Source organism: Pilibacter termitis, assembly GCF_900167335.1.
Classification (GTDB): domain Bacteria; phylum Bacillota; class Bacilli; order Lactobacillales; family Streptococcaceae; genus Pilibacter; species Pilibacter termitis.
This window is the reverse complement of the sequence record NZ_FUXI01000007.1, coordinates 85693-109495: the sequence shown is the minus strand read 5'-3', so window position 1 is coordinate 109495 and position 23803 is coordinate 85693. Positions and strand designations below refer to the sequence as shown.

The window sequence follows — 23803 nt, the reverse complement described above, 5'->3', positions numbered from 1 at the left end:
CCATTGTATTCTGGAACCTGAATCACTCGCTTATTTGCGATAGTTCCATGTTTATAGTAATCTGCTGAGCTCTGAAATAGAACCCCACAACTCTCGCAATGCGTAGGAACTTTCGCATATAGCCCATCAATTCTGTTGAATTTTCTATTTTTCTTATCTACCCCTCTAGAAAACCAACGGTCCTTTTCAAATATCAAACTTTCATCTTGAAATCCTAGTAATTCTCTTGTACACTTATCCATGAAGACATCTCCTTTACTGTTGGGTTAGGCACTTACATTGTAAACGAGATGTCTTTTTTTATGCAAAAAAATCGCATGGAATTTTTGTTATTCCACACGATTTAGTATAGAGCCCAAACTTTGCGACCTTCTTTATTAGGGTACCTCTAAAAACTCCAAAACTAGCAATTGGGGATAAGCGTGAATTTTTAGAGGTACCCATTAATTGCTCTTTAATTTCATTTTCACCACCACTTCACATCTGGCAGTGTGCGGGAACATATCGACGGATTGCATAGATTCCACTTCGTATTTTTGTGAGAGTTTGACCATATCTCGTGCAAGCGTAGAGACGTTACAGCTAATATAGACAAATTTTTCAGGTGTTATCTCAAGCAGTGTTTGAATTAATCGTTCATCTAAACCACTTCTTGGCGGGTCAACGATAACACTTGTCAGCTGAAATCCTTCATTTATCCATTTTGGCAAAAGGTGTTCTGCGGTGCCGACTTCATATGTTGCGTGCGATATTCCAAGAGTTTCCGCATTTTTTTGAGCGTCAGCAATCGCCTGCGGAATAGTATCCATACCACGAACTTCTTTCACAAACTTCGCTGCACTCAGCCCAATTGTTCCCACGCCACAATAGGCATCAACTAAAATATCCTCACTCGTCAAATCAAGGGCTGAAATAGCTAGTTCGTATAATTTCTTCGTCTGAACAGGGTTCAGCTGAAAAAATGCTCTGGCGGACAATTCAAATGCTACATCGCCAAGTCGCTCATTAATTGCAGATTTTCCCCAAAGATTAAGAGTTTTATTACCAAAAATCTCTGACGTGCGTTTTGCGTTGATATTTTGCATGATACTTGTGATTTCAGGGTGCAGAGCCTGCAATTCTTTGATTATCACTTCTTTTTTTGGAAATTCAGCTTTTGCTGTGATAAAAACAAGCTGTACTTCTCCAGTAGCAAGGGCGACACGTGTCATCAACGTACGAAAATTCCCCGTGCGACTTCTTTCATTGTAAATTGGTAATTTATACTTTTCAAGCAATCGTACTGCCGTATTCATCACTTTTTGAGTCCGTTCATCTTGAATAGGACAATTGCTCAAATCGACTATTTTATGTGAATTTAACTCATACAAACCACTCACCACTTTTCCATGGAAACTAGCGAGTTGAAACTGTGCTTTATTGCGATAATTTTTCGGATTTTCCATGCCAATTGTATCAAGTAAAGGGTAATTTTTATAGCCTTGCGGTTTAAATTTTTCCAACGCTTGACGTAGTAAATCTTTTTTCAACTCAAGCTGAGCGGTATAATCTAAATGCTGTAATTGACAGCCACCGCATTTGCCGTAAACTTCACAAAATGGTTTCACACGATTTTTACTCTTTTTCTTCAGCTTAATCACATTTCCTGTTGCAAATGTTTTTTGCACATCTGCCACACGAACGTCGCAAACTTCGCCAGTGATTGCCCCATTTACAAACAAAATCTTGCCTTTATAATTTGCCACACCTTCGCCATTTATCCCGATTCTCTTGATTTTCACCCCAAGCAAGCGTTGCCCTTTTTTTAGCTGAACTGACATTTTCTTCCTCTGCTTTCTTTTTGGTTGCCTTTAGTTTAGCATATTGATGAAATTTAAACAAAACGTAAAGCGTCACATGAAAACGTTGTTAGCATAACGAAAAAACGTTATACTTTTTATAGGAAAAATGAACATTAGTGTATTCAGAGGGAGAGAATCATGGAATATTTTGGAAAAACATTTAAAGAAATTCGAGAGAATCGAAATTTTTCACTTTCTGATGTTTGTGAAGAGCATATTTCAACTGCACAATTTTCAAGATTTGAAAAAGGAAAAACGGATATTTCTATTTCTAGGTTTTATAAGTCGTTGAAGAGATTGGGGGTGTCGTTAGAAGAATTTGAGTATATCCTTTCTGGCTATCAACAAAGCGAACGCAATCAATTATTAGAAAAATTATCCAAAGCCTATGTAAACAACGATACGGATAAAATAAAAAGTCTGTTGGACAAGCAAGAAAAAAGGAAAAATTCCAGTGATGAACATGATAAATGGAATTACTATATGCTGAAATCTATATGGGGTCTTATGACTGAGCAAGAATATCTTACTACTAATGAAATAAAAGAAATGGCAGGGTATTTATTCTCTATTGAAGATTGGGGATATTATCAATTAGTATTTTACACCAATACTATTACAAGCTATGAATTTAAAACCGTTATGCAATTCTCAAAAGAATTAGTTATGAGAACGGCGTATTACAGAAAAATCCCTAAGAATAGACAACTTGTTATCCAAGCGTTGTTAAACACAATTTATATATGTGCGTTTAAACAAAAATTAAAAGAAGGACTTTATTATCAACAAATCGTACAAGAGTTACTTGACGAGACTGATTTATATTATAAAACTGTTTTATTGGTAATGTCTGGATTGCTAGATTGCATTGACTCTAAACTGGACAAGGGAAAAGACAAAGTGGATCGAGCGATTCAAATTTTTCGTGATTTAGATAGCGATACTTTAGCAAAAAGTTATCAACAGGATTATCAAAAAATTTTAGCACTCATCGAAAAGAGCTAAAAAATAGGTACGCAGTCTAGATTCCTTGCGTACCTTACATTCGTGTTACCCTACTGAAATGATGATTCCTAGCAGACGTCCAAAATAAGAAAAAATACTAAGCATACTACTCACCTCCACCAAAAAGTATAACAGAAAAAACGATTCCTCTTAAATTTGTTGCGTATATGCAAAATAGGGATTTTTAATAAAATAAATTCAAAAAAAAATTTTTTGCCCTACTTTCAGCGTTTCCAGCTCTTAATATAACAAAAAGCAGAGGAATTTGTCGTTTTTGCTATTGCATATATGTAATGTTTTTTTAGCAAAGCCTAAAATATGTTATTCTAATAAATTAGTTGCGATAATAGGTATAAATGCAATTATTACCAGAAAGCGAGAAACTCTATGTCTGAAATCTTTTTATGTGAAAACTTATCTAAAACATATGGAAAACACGTTATATTTGAAAATTTAAATTTCTCTATTCGACAAGGGGAGATTTTTGTTGTCCTTGGGAAAAACGGTGCTGGAAAATCAACACTGATTAAAATTTTGTTAGGAATGATAAAAGCGAGCAGTGGTGCGATTTCTTATCGTGGCGAAAAAGTGAAAACAAATGAAAACTTTTATCGTAACGTAAGTGCCGTTTTAGAATCTGTCGAAAATGTCTATCCTTTTCTCTCTGGCTGGGAAAATATCCGTTATTTTTTAAGTATGTCGGGGAAAACCATTCAAAATGAAAAAGAAAGAATGAACGAATTAATTGAACGTTTCAATATGAAAGAGGCAATTCACAAACCTGTTGGAACGTACTCCAGAGGAATGCAACAAAAATTAGCAATTATTTGTTGTTTGGCAAGAAATACGGAAACTATTTTCCTTGACGAGCCAACGCTCGGGCTTGATTTCGAGGCAAATCAAGAGATGATGAACATTATCAGCGACCTTGCAAAAAAAGAGAAGAAAACAATTATTTTAACTTCTCACCAAGCAGATGTTTTAGATAATTTATCTGATACCGTGTTGTTATTAAACAACCACAAACAGCTCTATTGCGGGAAGTATAAGGAATTTATCAAACAATATAAACCACAATCTTTTGAACTTCAAACCGTTCAAAACAATATTGTTCAAAAGAAAACTTTTCCAACAAGCGAAAGTGCAAGCGAAGAATTGAGCAAACTTCTCCATGCCGGGCATACACTTTTGGAATTTCATGAACGAGAAAAAACAATTGAAGATATTTTATTGGAGGTATATAGTGAAAACAATTGAATTTTTTAAAGGAGAGCTAAGAAAATATCTCTTTGAACTAAAAACTTATTATCCCGACCAAATTGTCAGCGTGTTAATTACCATTTTCATTTTTATTGTTATGGGTATGATGAATGGAAACATGAACGACTCAACTTTTTATGTTGGATTTGTCTACTGGTTTCTGCTAAGTAGTCTAATCGGTGAGGCTGCCATTTCCACATCAAGCGAGAAACAAATGGGGATTTTGGATCAATTAATGATTCAACCGGTTGGCTTGAAAAAACTCATCATTATCCGTTCTTCCGTTTGGGGAATGGTCAATTTTATAAAAGTCATTCTCTCGCTTGTAATATTAAAAATCATACTCGGTTTGCCAATAGGATTTCATTGGGGAATGATCCCTCTTTTTCTTGTTGTCTCTTTCGGTATTTTAGGATTTACTTTATTTTTATGTGCGTTAACATTAAAATATACAAAAACAGCCTCTTTTGAATCCATTATTTCTTACTCTCTCATGATTCTCTCTGGTGCTGTTTTCCCTTTGGCAAGTTTGCCAAAAGCCATTCAGCTCATTGGAAACTATTTGCCAATCACCCAAGGAATTGCAATGAGTAAAAAATTGATTTTAGGTGAAACTGTAAGTCTGCAATATTTCGTGCCACTTGCCGTAGTTTCGATTATTTATTTCTTTATTGGATTTTTGTTATTTAACTTCATTTTAGAAAAAAGTCGAGTGGCTGGTTTGGATAAACATTATTAATAACATAAGCAAAGTTATCTGTTCGTTTTTTGTGTTGAAAATAGAACGTAAAGTTTCATTTTCAACCAAAATCGGATTGTTTGCCTCAGCTGAAAGTTGAGGTGTGGGGAGTGTCTATCCACACCTCTTTTCAAAAAAATCTCTTTATCTTGAAATTACCTCTAAATTCATTACATATATGCAAATTTAAGATTTTCTATAAATAAATTTAATAAAAAAGAAAAACACCGAAAAATCAACTTTTTCACTTCATAATATAACAATTTTTACCCAGTTTCTCCTTTTTAGGCATTGCATATACGCAAAACTTTCCGACTCCCTTTGAAAATATGGTAGTATATCGAAAAAGAAAGCGAGGTCAGCTAATGAAAAGAATGAAAAAGGGGAGAAACGTTCTAATAATTGTCCTCCTCACCACAAGTCTACTCATACTACTCTACACCCAAATTCAAAATCTAGCTCTCTGGCGAGATGAGGCATTCACTTTGCAACTTTTGCAACACCCAACGAGCGAAATCCTCAGCCTCACCGCTCAAGATGTGCATCCGCCACTTTATTACCTCTTGGCAAAACCAGTGCAGCTACTAAGTGGGGGAGATTTATCGCTTGAAATTCGGCTATTACGCTTGCTCTCATGCCTAGCAATTTTTCTAATCGCCGTATTAATGTATCGACATATGAGAGGAAAAAGCTACCCAAGTAGCACGTCACTGCTCACAGCACTACTATTTACGCTCATGCCACACGTGCTACTTTCCGCAACAGACTTGCGTATGTATAGCTTTAGCCAACTATTTCTATTTGCCAGCTACCTTTTGATGCTACGTTTTTTGGAAACGAGTGATTTGAAACATCTAGCCCTTTGCTCTATCACGAGCCTGTTATGTCTTTATACGAATTACTTCGCAGGACTTGGGGCAGGCGTTTTGTTTTTATACAGCTTGATTGTCTGGCTAAAAAGGAAAAATTTCAGAAAAGCACTTGCTACGCTTATGTTCGGCATAGGTACAATTCTTTGCTACCTACCTTGGCTTAAAATTTTACTTCATCAGCTTTCAACCATTCAAGAAAAAGGCTTTTGGATTCCTCGCCTAAGTCTGCGAGATTTCCTCCTTAGCTTTCTCTACTTGATTTCTTCAGCTGACGGAAATGTCTCGCACAAAATTGCTTTTGTCGTATTAGCAGTTAGTCTTTGCCTATTTTTAGGATTTCTATTTTTCGTCTGGAAAGGCGGAGAAATTCGCAAGTTTTTCTCTGATGAAATTTTACTCGGACTCTTTACACCTCTCATGCTCCTATTGATAGGTCTTAGCGTTTCAATATTGTTCCGACCAATCTTTTTACCCAGATACTTAATCGTTGCCACTCCGATTTTTTTCGTTGCTCTGTTCAATGTAATTTCTTTAATCGAAAAAAGAAAGCAAAAAAGAGCAATCAAAAAACTCACATTTTCCTTTTTCGCCCTAACGCTACTCTACACTGGCTGGACGGATGTCAGACAGTTTCAAGGGAACAAAACGCTAGAGGATGCGATACAATCCAAAGCACTAACCAACACTCCAGTGCTTTCAGATTCAAACATAAGTGCCAGAATTGCAACGATTTATTCTCAAAATGTATATGAAAACAATCCGCAATCACCTCTCACCAAAGCAGTTTATCGCCATTTTACCTCCGCCGATAAACTAGCTGACACGCTTTTCTATCTGTCACCAAACGAAAAAACAGATGAAAACGAGAAAAAACTACTCGAGCGTGGCACCACAAAACAAAAGAAATTCCTGTACGATTTAATACTGAGGGGGAGTATTTGTATCGACTTTATACAAGAAAATAGAATATACGTAAATCTAAAACGCTAAAATGAGGTTCATTTTGCGTTTTTTTAGTATGATAGAAGAAAAGAATATGTAAGGAAACAAAGTCATGATAAAAATAATTTCAATTGCACAAGGGAAAAAGCAAGGAGTTTTCAAAATAGAATTTGACAATGGCGAGGCGTTATTTGTTGTTGAGGACGTGCTTGTAAAGTATCGCTTAACAAAAGAGCGAGAGTTGACCGAAGAAGAATTTCTTGAAATTCAACAGGAAAATCAGCTACAAAAAGGCTTGAATTTGGCACTTCGTTATATTGATTTTCAAATGCGGAGTATTCTGGAAACCGATCAGTACTTGCGAGAGAAAGAAATTGACGAACCCTCTCGAATAGCAATTTTAGAACGTCTGCAAGAAATGAAATGGCTCGATGATTTGAATTATGCCAAAAGTTTTGTTCGCACGAAAAAACGTGTGAGCGATAAAGGAGTGTACCACCTCAGTTATCAGCTAAAGCAAAAAGGCGTGAAAAGTGAACTTATTGAGGAGGCTCTGCTTGAATTTTCTGAGGAAGAACAGCATGAACTTGCTTTAAAAGTGGCGGGAAGTTTGGCGAAACAATATCGAAAACGGAGTTATCGTGAGGCTTTGCAGAAAATTCGCCTTGGCTTGAATAACAAGGGGTTCACCTCGCAAGACATTCAGTTTGCTTTTGAGCATTTAGAATTTGAAAAGGACGAGGAAGCCGAGTGGACGTTGCTTTTGCGTGAATGTGAAAAACTTTGGCATAAATTTAGAAATTTTGACCGTTATAAACGTGTGATGAAAACAAAAGAAAAACTCTACCAAAAAGGTTTTGAATCAGATTTGATAACTCATGCAATTGAGGAGGTTGAAAGTGATGAAGAATAATTGGGAGAAGTGGGGAAATACCGAAATTTCAACATTTCAACAAGATTTTCTCTCATGGTATTTCAAAAACAAACGCAATCTTCCTTGGCGAGAAAATACGGAGGCTTATCGTGTGTGGATAAGTGAAATTATGCTACAACAAACACGTGTAGAAACCGTTATTGATTATTTTTATCGTTTTATGGAAAAATATCCGAACATATCTGATTTGGCTAATGCCAATGAGGAGGAGTTGTTAAAAATTTGGGAGGGGTTGGGGTATTATTCACGTGCTAGAAATTTGAAAATCGCTGCTACGCAAATTATGGAAGAATTTAACGGCATATTCCCTAGCACTCCTCATGAAATCAGCACGTTAAAAGGTATCGGACCTTATACGACAGGGGCGATTGCAAGCATTTCTTTCGGCTTACCCGAGCCAGCAATTGACGGGAATGTTCAACGTGTAACAAGTAGACTTTTTGAAATCGAACACGACATTTCAAAGACTTCCAGCAGGAAAATATTTGATCTGTGTATGCGAAAAATTATTTCTCATGAGTATGCCGGTGATTTCAATCAAGCACTCATGGATTTGGGCAGTCGCATTTGCACGCCGACAAGCCCAAAATGTGAAGAATGTCCTATTCAAAATTATTGTTTGAGTTATCAAAAGGACACTCAGCTCAATTTTCCCGTGAAAACGAAGAAATTAAAGCAAAAACCGCTTTACTACGTGGCACTTGCCATGCAAAATGAACAAGGTGAATACTATTTAAAACAGCGTAAGGACACTGGGTTACTCGCAAATATGTGGACTTTCCCGCTTATCGAAGTCGGCAAAAGTGAATATAATGAGTTTTTGAAGAAAAAACGTGAATTTTTGGGTTCTGAGGAATTTGAGGACTTCATTTTCACAAAAGAGCCTCTTGGTGAAGTAACGCACATTTTCTCACATCTAAAATGGCATATTTTACTTTTCCGCGGATTTGAAAAGGAAAACTTTTTGCTTAGTGAAAAAAAATTCGACGAAAAATCTGTCTGGGCAAAAGAGGACGACTATGCAAAACTCGTTTTCCCAAAACCTCAAATCAAACTTTTCGAGCTGTTGAAAATGGAAAATGAAAACTCGTGAAAACTTGATAAAAAGCAATTTCTTCTATTTTCCTTTATAAATCGTGCGAAAAATTAAACCCCTTGCTGTTTTTGTGGTAAAATGTTTTTGAGTAGGATTGTGTGTATTCACTAGAAAGTGGTGTATCGTGGTTCCAAAAGAAGCGGAATTTATCACTATCCAGAGCTACAAACATGACGGGCAATTGCACCGTACATGGCGAGATACAATGGTACTAAAAACAAGCGAGCATAGCATTATCGGAGTCAACGACCATACACTTGTAACTGAAAGTGACGGCAGACGTTGGGTGACAAGAGAACCTGCGATTGTCTATTTTCACAAGAAATTTTGGTTCAACGTGATTGCGATGATTCGAGAAAAAGGAGTGTCTTATTACTGCAACCTCGCCTCACCATACGTTTTGGATGACGAGGCATTGAAATACATTGATTACGATTTGGACATCAAAGTATTTCCTGACGGCGAAAAACGCTTGTTAGATGTAGATGAATATGAATCTCATAGGCGGAAAATGCACTATTCACCTGAGCTTGATTTTATCCTAAAAGAGAATGTCAAAATTCTTGTTGACTGGATTAACAACGAAAAAGGTCCTTTTTCTGATGAGTATGTGAATATTTGGTACGAAAGATATAAGCAGTTAGCTCGGAGATGATGAACAATGAGGAGGCTGGGAATTTTTCCTAGCCTCGCTTTTTTATATGGGTACCTCTAAAAACTCACACTTATCCCAAATTGCTAGTTTTCCGTTTTTTCGTCAGGCTCCTGAACGCTCCTCTTCACTTTTATTTGTCTAGCTACTAGGGGCTGAAGTTGGGTGGCTGTTCGCTGTGCCGCTCGAAACTTACGTTTCGAGCAAGTAAACGGCACGGCTCACTACCACAAACTTCAAAACGCCCCTCGTAGCTTTTAATGCTGTCTAGCTACTAGGGGCAGGAGGTGGGCGACTGCTCACAATGTCGCTCGAAACTTCGTTTCGAGTATATAAACGACATGGTTCGCTGTCGCAACCTCCTAAACGCCCCTCGTAGCTTTTAATACTATCTAGCTACAAGGGGCAGGAGTTTGGTCGCTGTTCGCAATGCCACCTGAAGCTCTGCTTCAGGCGAGTAAATGGCATGGCTCACTGCGACAAACTCCTGAACGCCCCTCGTAGCTTTTAATGCTGTCTAGCTACAAGGGGCAGGAGGTGGGCGACTGCTCACAATGTCGCTCGAAACTTCGTTTCGAGTATATAAACGACATGGTTCACTGTCGCAACCTCCTGAACGCCCCTCGTAGCTTTTAATGCTTGCGTGTTTTCTTTTTTCGTTATACACTAAAAAAAAATGAATGAATGTAAGGTGTTATTATGATAAATGCGGAAGAGATTTTACAGCGGTTGAATAAAAATCAGAAAATCAATTATGATAAGGTGTTTCAGCAAGTGGCAACAAGTTGGGCGAGGGAGAATGTTCGTCCAAAGATTTTGCTACATTCTTGCTGTGCTCCTTGTAGCACATATAGTTTGGAATATTTATCACAAAGTGCAGATGTTACAATTTACTTTGCCAACTCAAATATCCACCCACGAAGTGAGTACGAACGTCGCAAGATTGTGCAGGAAAATTTTGTCAAAGATTTCAACGAGCGAACAAATAATCAAGTGCAATTTTTAAGTGCAGAGTACAAACCAAACGAATTTATGCAAATGGTGCAACGTTTGAATTTGGAAACAGAAGTTGAAGGTGGTAAAAGATGTGCGAGTTGTTTCCAAATGCGACTAGATATTGTGGCAGAAAAAGCTCTCGAGCTTGGTTATGACTATTTTGGCAGTGCGTTGACGTTGTCACCAAAAAAAAACGGGCAATTAATTAATGAAATCGGATTGGATATACAGAAAATTTACGGTGTGCATTATTTACCGAGCGATTTTAAAAAGAATAACGGTTATAAACGTTCGATTGAAATGTGCAAAGAGTACGATATTTACCGTCAATGCTATTGCGGTTGCGTTTTTGCAGCAAAACAGCAAGGCGTGGATTTAAAAGAACAAAATCGCGAGGCGGTAGCATTTTTAGAAAAACAGACGAAAAACGAGGATTGATGTCGACTCAATCCTTTTTTATTGTGAAGTCCTATGTTATTTCTTATCTTTTTCTTAACTCTATCAAATCAACACTTTTCGACAAGTTTTTTTGATAAAATAACCTTGTGAAAATAAAAACTGGAGGTCGAGGACAATGCAAAAAAGAAAGAAACTTTTGATTGGTCTAGGATTACTTTTAGCTTCTCCTGTGTTGACATTGCTTGTAATTATCTTGAACAAATGGGTGCTTTTGGCTGCTACAATCACAATTATTCTTGCTCTTTTCTATCTTGGCATAAGCAAGAAACGAATCTTACTAGGTTTTTTGGGTGCAATTGGTCTGGTAGCGTTGCCTGTTGTGGTTCTTAGCATTGCATTTTTCGCTCGCTATTCTTATGTGAATGCTACTGCAAAAAAAGAATGTACGGATTATCTTTCCACTTTCCAAATTCCGTCAGAGGAACTCATTGAAATCAATGATAATGAGCCTAGCGGGAATATTTTAGATTGGAATCCTTCGTCTTGCAAAACAGTCACGACAAAAGAAGACGTTAGAGCGTGGCAAAAAATAGTCAAAAAGAGCGGTACTTTGCTATCTGGTGAAAAATTACCAGATGAAAACTATTTGAATGACCCAAAAAATTGCGAAATTACCTATAATTTTTCTTATCATATAAATAAATTCTCAGGCAAATGGGCGGTTGACTTTTTCTTGCACTATGGAAACAAATTGCCGAGCGAGAAGGAATTTATCCAAGAACATTTTGCAATCACGCCACCAGAAAAAGCTATGAAATATTTGCAGGAGACTTATTAGTGAAAATATATGCTAATTCTCAACTAAAAAAATCGCATTCACTCAATGCGATTTTTTTTGGTTATTCATACTCTGATAATAATTTAATTAGTTCAATCTGATTTTTTTCTTGTAAAATTCTCTGAAGATGTTGTGGACTTCTTTTCAAAAAATCAACTACTGAAAAAATTTGGCGAAAACTCGGTGTTTTTATATCTTCTTTTCTTAATGCAAGCAATAAAATTAACTGTGTGCTTTCGCCTTGAGAATCAATTGGTGTTTTCATAGTAGCAATCGAAATCGTTGAATGATTGACAAAATTAGGATTGCCGTGTGGAAGTGAGATGAGAGGTGCGACTCTTGTGCTTGAACGTAATTCACGTTGCAACAAAGAGGTGATAAACTCTTCTTGAACATAGCCGTGTTTTACAAGGTTTTGACCAAGCATGGTCAATAGATTTTCCATGTTCTCAATTTCTAATTGCGGAAAAACTAAAAACGGTGTGACAAATTTAGAAATGTCTAGTTTTTTTGTTTTACAGTTCGGTTTGTTGTGCAACATCCACTCTTTAATATTGGCAATATCCATTTCCGTAATCATCGGTGAAATCGTAATTACGCTATTTCTGCTCTCAATTGGTATAGTGCTAATGATAAAATCTAAATCCTCTGGAATAACATTCTCCGTTCCTATTTGCATACTTTCTACAATCACTAACTCTGGAATTTCAGCTTGTAATCTTGCCTCAAAAAAAGTCGCCATAGACTTTGTATATTGCGTAAGCAAAACTACTTTATAGCTTTTCAAATTTTGTTTTTTCTTTCGTTCAATAGCCGTTTGGAAATGAATGGTCAAATAGGCAATTTCTTCTTGAGGAATCAAGAATTTTTCATCTGCGTAAACCTCTTCCAATACCATTTGGATAATTAAAAAAAGCTGCGTGTAGGCTGTCATTATTTCTTTTTTCAAAGGATTGGCGATTGAAAACCCATGTTTTACTCGATAATAAACCGAACGCAAGTGATTGTATAGATTTTCTTTCAATTCAAAATCATCTTGTAAAGATACATCCATTAATTGTTCCACTTTGTGAATAATCAAGTCTGTCACATCATCTGTATAAATATCGTTGGTTGTTTTTCCAGATAAATCCGCATTAATAACGCCATTAATTCTGCAAGCTAAATAATCTATCTCATCTGGAAAAAATTTTATAGGGTAGATTTTAGAAAGCAAACCAATAATAGAGCCACTCATCTTTTGTGCAAGTGAATTTTGAATATGCACTCGTTCTTCTTCTGTTAGTTGAACTGTTTCACCTTGTTTCATTCGCTCAAGCATGAAGTACACGTGAACGTCAATGCTAAAATTATTCGTGTCATACACAAAATCAAATTTTTGAAAAACTTCTTCAAGAATGTGCTGAATGACAAGTAGCGTATCTTTCCCTAAAAAATCCTCTAATAATACATCATTCAAATTATTTTGTCGTATATTCTTTAACGTCGTAGCGAGAAGTTCCCTTTTGTTTCGCTCATCGCCAGCAATATACGTGCCTACTCTCGTCTTAGAAATCAATTCTAACCCAAAGCGTTGAATCGTAGGCTCTATTGCTTTTAAATCTTTTTTCAGTAATTGTTTGCTAATATACAGGCGTTCAATCAATTCCTCAATGGACTGCGGTGATTTTCCAATGACTAGATAAAATATCAATTCCTGTTTTCTTAAAAAATCTTCTTCGTTGTTATTGTCCGTTACAAATCCTATGTCCTTTAGTAACTGCGTGCGTTCTATATTATTTGCTACTAACCTAATGCCAATCCCCTTTTTTCGCTCAATAAATAGTTTTAAACATTGCGTTTTTAAATATTCGTCAATTACTTTCAAATCAGATTGTAGAGTACGTTCGGAAACAGAGAGAGTCGCTGCATAAAATTTGAGCGTTTGAAAACTTTCTTGCTGAAGTAATGCTATAAGTAGGTTGTTTTGTCGTTTATTCATCTCATTCTCCATTGCTCCTCATGTGAAAGTACAATGATACTCAGCCAAGCACTAATAATAGAAGTCCAATGCTTGGCTAAGTACCCTTAATTACATTTTATCTAAAAGCTGTTTAATCGCATATTTGTCTGGTGCAGAGAGTAGATTTTCTCTAAATTCTTCATCCATAAGTTTTCTTGACAAATGCTGTAAAATTTTCAAATGTGCATCTCCACTGCTTTCTTTTGGAACGGCTATCATGAACAATAAATTCACTGGTTTGCCATCAAGAGAAGACCAATTAATCCCTGCTACTTCCCTTGCAAAAGCTATGCTTGGTTTTTTCACCGTTTCAGATTTTCCATGCGGTATCGCAATCCCCATACCAATCCCAGTCGTGCTTTGTTCTTCACGTTCGTAAATTGCTTTTTCAAAAGAAGAGGCACTTGTGATTTTTCCTGTTTTCTCCAAACTCGCTACAAGCATTGAAATCATATTTTCTTTAGTAGAAATTTCTTCGTCTATCACAATAGAATCCAAATCAATTAATGAGCCAATGGAGTCTATTTTTTCCTCTGCAATTGTTGGAACATCCGCAGTATTTACTGTTTCTTGAGCTGCACTTACTGTATCCTTTTTCAAAAATTGTAACATTCCAACCACAACTACACAACCTATAATTACAGAAACGAAAAACATCACTACATTGTCCACCGCACCAAGAACGGCAACAATCGGTCCCCCGTGAGCAACGTGATCTGTTACACCGGACAACATCGCACTCACACTTCCTGCCATAGCACCAACAACAATCGCAGGAATCACTCGCAACGGGTCACTTGAGGCAAAAGGAATCGCTCCTTCTGTGATACCGAATAATCCCATTGTAAATGCAGCTTTTCCAGCTTCTTTTTCAGCAGGTGAAAATTTATTTTTTAGAACAAATGATGCAAGACCTAAACTAAGTGGCGGAATACAAATAGCAACTGCAATTGGTCCCATGATTGAATAATTGCCTTCTGCAATCAATCCTGACCCAAAAAGAAATGCCACTTTATTGAATGGTCCGCCCATGTCAAACGCAATCATCGCACCTAAAATCATTGCCAAAATTATTTCACTGCCTCCTTGCATACTCACTAAAAACTTGGATAGTGCTGTAAATAGCGTTGCAACAGGTTCCCCGATGATATAAATAAAGAGAAATCCAACAATGAGAGAAGAGCAAATCGGAATCATAATAATCGGCATAATGGACTGAACTGCCTTAGGCACGGGTATTTTTTTCAATCCTAATGCGACAAATCCCGCAATAAAACCTGCAACAATTCCTCCTAAAAATCCTGCGTTAGCACTGCTACCATAAAGCGAACCGTTCGCCGCAAGCATTCCTCCTACAAATCCCGGAACAAGACCCGGTCTATCTGCGATACTTTGTGAAATGAACGCTGACAAAATCGGCACCATTAATCCCATTGCAATCCCGCCAATAGTATTCATCGTATGCCAAAGTGTTCCCTCAGGAATAACAATTCCCTCAGATGTTGCTTTTCCCCCCAATGTCAAGGAAATAGCGATTAATAATCCTCCTGTTACAACGAATGGCACCATGTAGGAAACTCCATTCATCAAACTCTTGTAAATTTTTTTACCTAGCCCTTCTTCTTGTATAGAAGTATTTTGATTGCCAGTACTTGATGTGTCGTGATAAATCGAGGCATTTCCAGCTAAAATATCTTGCAATAATTTTGTAGCATTATGAATCCCGTCTTGCACGCCAACAACTATCATTGCCTTGCCATTAAATCTTGATTTGTCAATATTAGTATCTGCTGCAATCACCACGCCTTCTGCTGCTGCAATATCAGAGGGGCTTAATTGATTTTCAATCCCAATTGAGCCATGCGTTTCAACTTTGACCTCAATGCCTAGTGCTTTTCCTGCTTTCTCAAGATTTTCTGCTGCCATGTAGGTATGTGCCACGCCTACTGGGCATGAAGTAATAGCTACAATTTTTTTCATGATTTTCTCCTTTTTCTAGCTACGAAATGCTGAAGTCTGGTGGCAGTTGGCAACGTCGAATAGAACTAAAATAAACAACGTGACTCACTACCGCTGACTTCAAAACGCACTTCTTCGCATTTCTTTTTTATTTGACCTGACCATAGTATAAAATAGAATACCTTATTTTATTAAGTACAATTTTTTTCCGTTGTAACAGAAATTCGCTAACTATTTCAAGGGTACCTCTAAAGTTCCTTGTAGTCTTGTCTTGCAAAAAAGCCAAGCCGAAATCTTCGACTTGACAATCATTCCTTACCCCTCGCTCATTCTCCTTGCCACCTCAAAATCTCCGAGATATTCTACACGTTTCCCTTCGACAATTTGGTACAAATCGGCACCTTTTCCTGCGAGAACAACGGCATCCTCAGGATTTTCTGCGAGACTTATCGCAAGAGCAATGGCACGTTCTCTATCAATTTCGACGTGCGTTTCTCTTGGGTGTTTCATCGCCAGTTGAATTTCTTTGGCAATTGTTTTTGGATTTTCATAATTTGGGTCGTCCGCTGTTAAAATGACAATATCAGCTTGTTCGCTTAGCACTTCTCCAAAATCACTTCTGCGACTTTCCCCTTTATTTCCAGGACTTCCTAACACAACAATCATTTTCCCTGTGTGCTGTTTTCGCACTTCTGACAAAAGGGAAGAAAGGGAAATTTTATTGTGTGCATAATCGACATATACTGTCGCACCATTTGCCAATTCTAGTGTCTCCATTCGTCCCGGAACGGTTGTTTGGGCAACTCCTGTTTTGATTTCTTCCTTACTCGCTCCGACAAGCAGGCTGGCAAGAGAGGCTGCAAGGGCATTTCCTTTGTTGAAATCTCCAGAGAGACGGAGTGAGTATTCTCCATTTAACTCAGAAAAATTCGAGCGTTCTCCATTTTCAAGTGTAAAAGAAAAGACCTTTTCTTTATTTGTCTGGACAAATACATCTACATCTTCCTTGCTTGTTCCGTAAATTAGCACTTGTTTTTCCTGAGAAAGAGCTTCTTCTTTGAGCAACTCAAAATAATCTGCCTCACGATTTAGCACGATTGCCTTAGAATGTGACAAAATCTGACGTTTGCAATAGAAATAATCCTCAAAGCTAGGATGTTCAATCGGTCCGATATGGTCTGGCGAAATATTAAGGAAAATCCCTACATCAAAAAGCAAACCGTACACTCGGCTGGTTTTGTACGCTTGTGAAGAAACTTCCATGATTAAATGTGTCATTCCATTCTCTCGTGCCTCATTCATCATGCGAAACAAATCCAAGCTCTCTGGCGTGGTAAGCTGTGATTTGAAAAACGTTACCCCGTCAAGTGTGGTGTTCATTGTTGAAAGCAGAGCGGTTTTACACTTCGTTGTTTCATCTAAAATCGCTTTAGCAAAATAAGCACTTGTCGTTTTCCCTTTCGTCCCTGTAAAAGCGATAATTTTCAAGTCATTTTGCGGAAAATCGTAAAACGCTTGGGCAAGAAGTGACATTGCTTTTTTGACATCACTTACGATAATCGCTGTCGCCTCCACGTCATAGACTACTTCTGAAACGTAAAACTCCAAACCATTTTCTTCTACTGCTTTTTTCAAAAATTCTTCCTTAAAATTCATTCCTTTCACGAAAAATAAGGTATCCTTATCCGTCTGGCGTGAGTCATAAGATAAATTGTAAAATTCACGTTTTGCTACTGTCTCAGGTGTTTCATAAAACCATTTCCCCTCAACAATCATCTCTCGAAATAAGTTGTCTTTCACTAAAATTTCTCTCACTCTATTGAAGTTCAATCTCATCTTTGTGCCTCCGTTTCGTTCACTTTCTCTTTGAGTATAACACATTTTGAAATTCCTTTTTAAATTTGATTGCATATCCGCTGGGAATTGATTAAAATAGGCTTTAGGAGAAAAAAAGAATATATAAATGGTCACTGAAAGTAGGAAAAATAATGGACGTTCAAATAGATGCTGAAAAAATGGATCAGCAAAAAAGTCAAATGGTGCGGGGAAGTTTGTGGATGGCAGCAGGGAATCTGGTTAGTCGCTTGCTGGGTGCTGTTTATATTATCCCTTGGTACGCATGGATGGGGTCGCACGCCAATCAGGCAAATGGTCTTTTTAGTATGGGGTACAATATTTATGCGTTGTTCCTTTTAATTTCAACAGCAGGGATTCCGGGGGCAGTCGCCAAACAAACTGCAAAATACAATGCACTCAATGAATATAAAGTTTCACGCAAACTCTTTTTTACAGGACTGAAAGCAATGGCGGTACTTGGAGCGTTTTTTGCTCTGATTATGTTTCTCTTTGCTCCTTTATTAGCTAATTTATCTGGTGGTGGGGAAAGTCTTGTACCTGTCATGCGTTCTCTTGCGATAGCAGTCTTTGTATTCCCTTGCATGAGCGTTATCCGAGGTTTTTTCCAAGGAAACAATCAAATGGCACCAATGGCTGTTTCACAAATTATTGAACAAGTAGCACGTGTCGCCTATATGCTTTTGACTGCTTTTATCATTATGAAAGTGCAAAAAGGCGATTATGTCAATGCTGTTGTACAATCAACATTCGCCGCGTTTATCGGTATGATTGCCTCGTTTGCCGTTTTAATTTGGTATTTATGGCGAGAGATGCCCGTCCTTGATGCAATAGAGCGTAAGCATGGAGTGGAAAATATCAAAATTAAAGGGAGCGATCTGCTCATTGAAACCATTCGGCAGTCAATTCCGTTTATCATTGTGGGAAGTGGTGTGCAATTGTTTAAGATTGTTGACCAGTTCACATTTTCAAAACTAATGGGATTGTTCACCGAGTATTCCGACAAACAATTAATGACGTTGTTCTCCATTTTCAGTGCCAATCCTGATAAATTGACTATGGTAATTATTGCACTTGCGACCAGCCTTTCTGGCACTGGATTACCATTGATTACGGAAAATTATACACTTGGAAAAAAGCGTGAATTAGCTACACTTGTTTCCAATAATTTACAACTATTTTTCTTTATTATGCTACCTAGTGTCGCAGGCATGATGATTCTTGCCAAACCACTTTACACGATTTTTTACACCCCTGATGCTCTTGGGACAAACGTTCTTGCATGGGCAGCTCTCCAGAGTCTGTTTCTTGGCTATTATATGCTCACAAGCAATATGCTCCAAGGAATGTACCAAAATCGCATTACAGTGAAATATTTGATGGTTGGTTTGGTCGTAAAAATTATCGTACAATTTCCTGCCGTCAAACTTTTTGAAGTTTACGGTCCAATAATCTCTACATTTGTCGGATTCGGGGTTTCTTGTTATTTAATTACTCGACACATTCGCAAAGTAAGTCGGGTCAATCTATCAAAAGTTACACGTCGCACAATCTTGCTATTAATTTTAACGTTAATTATGGCACTTCTATCGTTCATTGCCAAACAAATTTTCGGCATTTTCCTTGATGACACGCATAAGTTTAGCTCATTCATCTTGGTCATGCTGACGGCTTTCGTTGGTGGCGGGGCATATTTATTCCTAAGTTTGTCTACACGGATTGCGGATAGATTGTTAGGCGGACTAATTGCAGGTTTAAGACGGAAATTAAAGATGAAATAAAAACGAAAGGTAAGGCTAAAACAATACTGGCGAAGTGTTGCTTTAGCCTTGTTTTAAAACTATGAGATTAGACAAATTTCTATCCGAAACAGGTCTTGGCACTCGCAAAGAGGTCAAGTTTTTGTTGAAAAAAGGCGGGGTAACTGTCAATGATGTTGTGAAAAAAGATGGAAAATTTCATGTAAATGAAGAAGTAGATACTATTTGCTTTCATGGCGAGAAACTTCACTATCAAAAATTCCACTATTTTTTACTCAATAAACCAAAAGGTGTCTTGTCTGCAACAGAAGATAAGGTGCAGAAAACAGTCATTGACTTGCTTGACGAACATGATTTCCGCAGTGATTTATTCCCTGTTGGTCGATTAGATAAAGATACCGTAGGTCTATTATTAATTACCAATAACGGAATGTTGGCACACGAATTACTTTCACCGAAAAAGCACGTGGAAAAAGAATATTTCGCAAAAATAAAGGGCATTGCCACACTTGATACCGCTGAAAAATTCGCAAAAGGTATCACTCTTGAAAACAAGGAGGCAACCCTCCCAGCCCAACTCATTATCGAAAAAGTCGATGAAACAACGCATACAAGTGAAATAAGAATCATTCTACACGAAGGAAAATTTCATCAGATTAAGCGAATGTTTGAGGCTGTGGGAATGAAAGTCATATTTTTGGAACGAGTGCGAATGGGATCACTTTTGTTGGATGAAAAATTGGAACGTGGGGAGTATCGGAGGTTGACGGGGGAGGAGGTTGAGAGGTTGGCTTTATAATAGGCAACCTCTTTTTTCCATTCTTTCATCGCCTATAACAAAACAAATCCCCCAACGACGGCAAGCGTAAAGCACGGTGGTGAAGTTCTTTATGAAGCATTACTAACCATTCAATAAATTCTTCATCAACAGGAACATCTATAATCTCAATGAGTTTTATAGCTTACCAAACAGTTATCACCTCCATAACACGTTGCACTCATCTGTGATCTGCCATTCTGTAAAACGTATAGCCACATTCTTCTTTTACCAGTTTCGCTTTTTCAACTTATTCCACTGGTATAACGCCTTACTTCGTTCAGTTTTCTCCGTCACAACAGCAACAATATACAAAACTGAAAGATACCATTGTCTTTCAATAGCATTTCATGAATAACGTATTCTTTATAGTTTTCACTTTCATCTATAAAGGACACCTCTAAAAACTCACGTTTATCCAAAATTGCTAGTTTTCCGATTTTCTTCGTCAGTCTCCTCAACGACTGTCTAGCTACGAGGGGTTGAAGTCTGGCAACTGCTCACAATGTCGCTAGAAACTTACGTTTCTAGTAAATGAACGACAGTGTTCGCTGTTGCAGACTTCAAATCGCCCCTCTCCGCTTTTCTTATTGTCTAGCTACGAGGGGCTGAAGTCTGGCAACTGGTCACAGCATCGAAAACAAGAAAAACTAGCTAATTTAGTCTTAAATGAAGTTTTTAGAGGTACCCTTAATTCTCCTTGAGTAATTCAATTACTTTCTCTATATTACAATAAGGATTTTTTCTAAATTCTTTGTTGAAAAGTTTTTTTGAATTGTTCACGGCTGTATCCAGTAATTGTGCTATTTCTTCTATTGTCCGCTCATCTGTTTTTTCATAATTGGGATTTACTTCTTTTAGCTTCTTCAAAAGTTTTTCTCTGGATAATTCCTCTTTTACTTCTTGATAATGCAATAACAACCACAATTCAAAACTTTCATTACAAAAACCAACTCTCTTTCTGTTTAATACACTTTGAATTTCATTCAAATCATTTTCGTCTTTATCAAAAATTAGTATTACAACATCTGACTTGTCTTTTTTAGATTTCTTCTTCTCTGTTTTTTCTGCGTAATCAACAAGATTCTGAGCCGATTTCCCTTTCGAATTTGTGATATTTATTTTGAGGTTTGCCTTTCTTAGCAAACTCTTGATTTTTGAAAAATAAATTCTCTCCGTTTCACCTTCTGTATAAATCGTAAGAATCTTATTTTCTTTTAAATTCTTTGATTGCTTCCTTCCCATATCATTCACCAAAAATACGCTCTAATTTCAATGTATCAACAACAGGAAGACTGCCAAATCTCCCTTGAATATATCGCTTGCTAAATGAAATATCCGTTCGAGTTGAAAAATCAAAAATACTTTTTATCGTACTCTCTCCATATTCGTTTTTATCTGTTAGATATATTTGGTCTTTGCGTAAATTACAATCCATAAGTTCCACATTATGTGTTGTCGCAACCAATTGCCCCCTATTTAACTCAGAATGAAAAAGTGATAATATATTTTGTGCTAATTCAAAATGAATATTTGAATCAAATTCATCTATCAACAAAGTTGCTTGTTGTTGTTTTTGAGCCAACATCAATAAAGCAACGAAAATCATTTTTTTGGTCCCTTGACTCTCCTCTTCAAACATTAATGAGCCGTTAATGTTTGCATTTTCATTCTGTACTCTATGCTTTAAAATAAGCCTCTTCGTTTTTAAATGAGAAATTGGAATATTAAATTTTTGAATTAGCTCTTCACGAAGTTCCAATGGCATTTCATCCTCAACAACTTCACAATCTACGATTGAAAAATCTGCTGCATTCATAAATTCTAAAAAGATACGCCTATTATTTTCTTCTTCTAACATTGAGAAAATACTAGTATTAAATTCCGTATCCCCTGTAAAAATAATAATTTTTTCTGAAAAATATTTCATCACTCGATTAGAATGCTCATTGTTTTCCTGTTGCAAAAAATGTAGATACAATTGATTTTCACGAATGTTTTTATTTTCTCTTGAAAAAATAAGATCCAAATCTTTCTTCGTATTTTTTGTGTATTTAAGAGTTTCTTTCACCACTTTATTTTTCTTATAAGCTAATGAATATTCATAAACTATTTCTTCATCAACAAATTTCAATACAAAATTCGTTGGTTCATTAATTGTCTTTTCATCAAATTTATATGGCGAAAAAGGAAACATATGATTAATCGTTGGTAATGGATTCAACACAATGTTTTGAAAAACGGACAAAGCCTCAATTACAGTTGTTTTTCCGCTTGCGTTTGCACCAAAAATAAGACTGGATTTTAATAATCTTAATTGCTTTGTTTCAAACGTATTAAACTTTGTTGCTGTCGTTCTTCTAACTTTTTCTCCAGTTTCCATTGAAAAATACGCTTCATCTTTATAGCTTTTAAAATTTTCAAATGTGAACTCTATTAACATCACAAACCTCCTTGTCCTTTTTTATATTATATCAAGCCTTCCATAAAAAATCCATAAAAACAGAAAAACGTTTTCATGGACTTTCGTTAAGCTTTTTATATGAATATTTCTAAAAACTCACACTCACTCAAAATCGCTAGTTTTTAGAGGTATCCTTATTTTTAACTTTCATCTAAATCTTCCGTATGATATTCCATATACCCTTCATAATAATAAGAATAGTCAATGCCTTTCATGTAAATATCTCGGTCGTCTACTTTATCAGTTAAGGCATTTGATAGCACTACTTTGATTTCTGTTGTTTTAATTGGACTACGTTCTATTGCCAATAAATAATCATCTTTGTCCACTTGCGACCAATCAACCACTTTCTTTAATTCCTTTTTCAAAATTAAATCAAGCCAAATTCGCATTGCTCGACCGTTCCCCTCACGAAAAGGGTGAGCAATATTCATCTCTACATATTTTTCAACAATTTCATCAAAAGTATTTTGCGGTAATGTATCAATAAAGTCCAAAGAGGCAGGAAGAAACATCCTTGGTGCAAATTGAAAATTATCTTTTGCGATATTTACTTCCCTTATCTTACCAGCAAAATCATAAACATCTTCAAATAAATATTGATGAATCGTTGCCAAACCTTTGAACGTACCGACTTGAATAGTATTCATTTCATCACTGTCAAAAAACTTTTTAGCTTTTAGTTTTGTGATTTTCTCCTCTTGTCTCGCTAATTCGAGGCTATCGGTAATCCCCAGTCTATTTTCTAACAATTAGCTCAGCTCCTCTACATTCTTTCTGTTAACTCGCTTTTATTCTCTGTCATCAATCGTTTTCCTCCTAGAAATTATTTTTCCAAACTCTTCCGCATCTCCTCCAACACCGACAACTGTCCCGCACTCCAAGGTGAATTTCGCCGCCTCGCTTGCTCCTGAGTGGCTAGGGCAACACCTGTAATATTTTTCTTCGCCGTTTGAACTTTTTGATAAAGCTCTCTGGCACTCACACGCAATGCACCTTGTGAAAAAATCGCCCACTGCTCTGCTAAATCACTTGTGGCGACACTGACTTGTGTCAAAACATTGTTTTTCTCAACTGCCAATCTTTCTATGTAGCTATCAGCAGTCTCTCCCTCACCTGTAAAGACAACTTCTAGCTGATATTTATCATAACTTCTGGAAATACCCGGAACGTGCATAGCATCAAAAACAACAATGACTTGTAAATGCTCAAATTTTGCATAATTTGACAACTCAAACAAAAGTAGCTCTCTAGCCTCCTCTAGCTGTTCCAATTTTTTCAATAAAACCAACTCCTGCCAAGAGCCAATCATGTTATACCCGTCTACAATCAACAGTTGTTTTTTCATGCTACACCTCCGTTCCCAAGATTTT

At 36.8% G+C, this 23803-nt stretch carries 20 protein-coding genes and 1 pseudogene; 11 read left to right on the top strand and 10 right to left on the bottom strand.

The window, feature by feature from the left end; genetic code table 11:
- Nucleotides 1–242, bottom strand: a pseudogene (locus B5D30_RS04460) (hypothetical protein); the annotation flags it as partial.
- Nucleotides 243–443: 201 nt separating this feature from the next.
- Nucleotides 444–1820, bottom strand: coding sequence for a 23S rRNA (uracil(1939)-C(5))-methyltransferase RlmD (gene rlmD, locus B5D30_RS04455; protein ID WP_078806827.1), 1377 nt, complete (start codon nt 1818–1820; stop codon nt 444–446).
- A gap of 159 nt (nt 1821–1979) precedes the next feature.
- Here rlmD and B5D30_RS04450 point away from each other — a divergent pair, with 159 nt between their 5' ends.
- From B5D30_RS04450 to ntdP, 7 genes are all read left to right on the top strand, one after another.
- Complete coding sequence (locus B5D30_RS04450) at nt 1980–2846, top strand: helix-turn-helix domain-containing protein (protein ID WP_078806826.1); 867 nt, start codon at nt 1980–1982, stop codon at nt 2844–2846.
- Between the two features lie 387 nt (nt 2847–3233).
- Nucleotides 3234–4103 carry an ABC transporter ATP-binding protein gene (locus B5D30_RS04445; protein ID WP_078806825.1) on the top strand — a complete coding sequence of 290 codons (870 nt, stop codon included), beginning with the start codon at nt 3234–3236 and terminating at the stop codon, nt 4101–4103.
- Nucleotides 4090–4845, top strand: a complete 756-nt coding sequence (locus tag B5D30_RS04440; protein ID WP_078806824.1) for an ABC transporter permease — start codon at nt 4090–4092, stop codon at nt 4843–4845. Before B5D30_RS04445 ends, B5D30_RS04440 begins: the two co-directional genes overlap by 14 nt.
- Before the next feature lie 365 nt (nt 4846–5210).
- Complete coding sequence (locus tag B5D30_RS04435; RefSeq protein WP_159443203.1) at nt 5211–6707, top strand: glycosyltransferase family 39 protein; 1497 nt, start codon at nt 5211–5213, stop codon at nt 6705–6707.
- 64 nt (nt 6708–6771) lie between these two features.
- The gene (gene recX, locus B5D30_RS04430; RefSeq protein ID WP_078806822.1) at nt 6772–7572 is read left to right on the top strand and encodes a recombination regulator RecX; all 801 of its coding nucleotides are present in this window, start codon (nt 6772–6774) and stop codon (nt 7570–7572) included.
- A complete protein-coding gene (gene mutY / locus B5D30_RS04425; RefSeq protein ID WP_078806821.1) occupies nt 7562–8686 on the top strand; it encodes an A/G-specific adenine glycosylase in 1125 nt (374 codons plus the stop codon). Before recX ends, mutY begins: the two co-directional genes overlap by 11 nt.
- Before the next feature lie 124 nt (nt 8687–8810).
- A complete protein-coding gene (ntdP, locus tag B5D30_RS04420) occupies nt 8811–9344 on the top strand; it encodes a nucleoside tri-diphosphate phosphatase (protein ID WP_078806834.1) in 534 nt (177 codons plus the stop codon).
- Between the two features lie 83 nt (nt 9345–9427).
- On the opposite strand, the gene B5D30_RS14255 is transcribed toward ntdP, so the two are convergent.
- Nucleotides 9428–9559 (bottom strand): hypothetical protein, encoded by a 132-nt coding sequence (locus tag B5D30_RS14255; RefSeq protein WP_268802096.1) that lies wholly within the window; start codon nt 9557–9559, stop codon nt 9428–9430.
- 481 nt (nt 9560–10040) lie between these two features.
- Between B5D30_RS14255 and B5D30_RS04415 the strand changes: the two genes are divergently transcribed.
- Both B5D30_RS04415 and B5D30_RS04410 read left to right on the top strand, forming a co-directional pair.
- A complete protein-coding gene (locus B5D30_RS04415) occupies nt 10041–10775 on the top strand; it encodes an epoxyqueuosine reductase QueH (protein ID WP_078806820.1) in 735 nt (244 codons plus the stop codon).
- Nucleotides 10776–10911: 136 nt separating this feature from the next.
- Nucleotides 10912–11574 carry a hypothetical protein gene (locus B5D30_RS04410; RefSeq protein ID WP_078806819.1) on the top strand — a complete coding sequence of 221 codons (663 nt, stop codon included), beginning with the start codon at nt 10912–10914 and terminating at the stop codon, nt 11572–11574.
- A 61-nt stretch (nt 11575–11635) separates the two neighbouring features.
- Here B5D30_RS04410 and B5D30_RS04405 read toward each other — a convergent pair whose 3' ends face one another.
- The 3 genes from B5D30_RS04405 to B5D30_RS04395 all read right to left on the bottom strand — a co-directional run bounded on the left by B5D30_RS04405 (nt 11636) and on the right by B5D30_RS04395 (nt 17371).
- Nucleotides 11636–13555: a BglG family transcription antiterminator gene (locus B5D30_RS04405; protein WP_159443202.1), complete on the bottom strand. Its 1920-nt coding sequence runs from the start codon at nt 13553–13555 to the stop codon at nt 11636–11638.
- A 90-nt stretch (nt 13556–13645) separates the two neighbouring features.
- Nucleotides 13646–15556, bottom strand: coding sequence for a fructose-specific PTS transporter subunit EIIC (locus B5D30_RS04400; protein ID WP_078806817.1), 1911 nt, complete (start codon nt 15554–15556; stop codon nt 13646–13648).
- 294 nt (nt 15557–15850) lie between these two features.
- Entirely contained in the window at nt 15851–17371 is a 1521-nt protein-coding gene (locus B5D30_RS04395; RefSeq protein ID WP_078806833.1) for a UDP-N-acetylmuramoyl-L-alanyl-D-glutamate--L-lysine ligase, read from the bottom strand.
- A gap of 152 nt (nt 17372–17523) precedes the next feature.
- On the opposite strand from B5D30_RS04395, the gene B5D30_RS04390 reads away from it, so the two are divergent.
- Nucleotides 17524–19170, top strand: a complete 1647-nt coding sequence (locus B5D30_RS04390; RefSeq protein WP_078806816.1) for a putative polysaccharide biosynthesis protein — start codon at nt 17524–17526, stop codon at nt 19168–19170.
- 61 nt (nt 19171–19231) lie between these two features.
- Nucleotides 19232–19948, top strand: a complete 717-nt coding sequence (locus tag B5D30_RS04385) for a pseudouridine synthase (RefSeq protein WP_078806815.1) — start codon at nt 19232–19234, stop codon at nt 19946–19948.
- Between the two features lie 708 nt (nt 19949–20656).
- Here B5D30_RS04385 and B5D30_RS04380 read toward each other — a convergent pair.
- The 4 genes from B5D30_RS04380 to B5D30_RS04365 form a co-directional block, all read right to left on the bottom strand.
- Entirely contained in the window at nt 20657–21211 is a 555-nt protein-coding gene (locus B5D30_RS04380) for an RloB family protein (protein WP_078806814.1), read from the bottom strand.
- A gap of 1 nt (nt 21212) precedes the next feature.
- Nucleotides 21213–22409: an AAA family ATPase gene (locus B5D30_RS04375; protein WP_078806813.1), complete on the bottom strand. Its 1197-nt coding sequence runs from the start codon at nt 22407–22409 to the stop codon at nt 21213–21215.
- Nucleotides 22410–22570: 161 nt separating this feature from the next.
- Entirely contained in the window at nt 22571–23182 is a 612-nt protein-coding gene (gene fic, locus B5D30_RS04370) for a protein adenylyltransferase Fic (protein ID WP_078806812.1), read from the bottom strand.
- 74 nt (nt 23183–23256) lie between these two features.
- Nucleotides 23257–23778 carry an NYN domain-containing protein gene (locus B5D30_RS04365; RefSeq protein ID WP_078806811.1) on the bottom strand — a complete coding sequence of 174 codons (522 nt, stop codon included), beginning with the start codon at nt 23776–23778 and terminating at the stop codon, nt 23257–23259.
- Between the last annotated feature and the right edge of the window lie 25 nt (nt 23779–23803).

Coding starts and splice junctions, on each gene's coding strand:
- B5D30_RS04375 (WP_078806813.1), bottom strand. CDS start 22,409: ATGTTAATAGAGTTCACATTTGAAAATTTTAAAAGCTATAAAGATGAA.
- B5D30_RS04435 (WP_159443203.1), top strand. CDS start 5,211: ATGAAAAGAATGAAAAAGGGGAGAAACGTTCTAATAATTGTCCTCCTC.
- rlmD (WP_078806827.1), bottom strand. CDS start 1,820: ATGTCAGTTCAGCTAAAAAAAGGGCAACGCTTGCTTGGGGTGAAAATC.
- B5D30_RS04445 (WP_078806825.1), top strand. CDS start 3,234: ATGTCTGAAATCTTTTTATGTGAAAACTTATCTAAAACATATGGAAAA.
- B5D30_RS04395 (WP_078806833.1), bottom strand. CDS start 17,371: ATGAGATTGAACTTCAATAGAGTGAGAGAAATTTTAGTGAAAGACAAC.
- B5D30_RS04415 (WP_078806820.1), top strand. CDS start 10,041: ATGATAAATGCGGAAGAGATTTTACAGCGGTTGAATAAAAATCAGAAA.
- B5D30_RS04410 (WP_078806819.1), top strand. CDS start 10,912: ATGCAAAAAAGAAAGAAACTTTTGATTGGTCTAGGATTACTTTTAGCT.
- B5D30_RS04450 (WP_078806826.1), top strand. CDS start 1,980: ATGGAATATTTTGGAAAAACATTTAAAGAAATTCGAGAGAATCGAAAT.
- B5D30_RS04365 (WP_078806811.1), bottom strand. CDS start 23,778: ATGAAAAAACAACTGTTGATTGTAGACGGGTATAACATGATTGGCTCT.
- recX (WP_078806822.1), top strand. CDS start 6,772: ATGATAAAAATAATTTCAATTGCACAAGGGAAAAAGCAAGGAGTTTTC.
- B5D30_RS04380 (WP_078806814.1), bottom strand. CDS start 21,211: ATGGGAAGGAAGCAATCAAAGAATTTAAAAGAAAATAAGATTCTTACG.
- B5D30_RS04390 (WP_078806816.1), top strand. CDS start 17,524: ATGGACGTTCAAATAGATGCTGAAAAAATGGATCAGCAAAAAAGTCAA.
- B5D30_RS04385 (WP_078806815.1), top strand. CDS start 19,232: ATGAGATTAGACAAATTTCTATCCGAAACAGGTCTTGGCACTCGCAAA.
- mutY (WP_078806821.1), top strand. CDS start 7,562: ATGAAGAATAATTGGGAGAAGTGGGGAAATACCGAAATTTCAACATTT.
- B5D30_RS04400 (WP_078806817.1), bottom strand. CDS start 15,556: ATGAAAAAAATTGTAGCTATTACTTCATGCCCAGTAGGCGTGGCACAT.
- B5D30_RS04405 (WP_159443202.1), bottom strand. CDS start 13,555: ATGAATAAACGACAAAACAACCTACTTATAGCATTACTTCAGCAAGAA.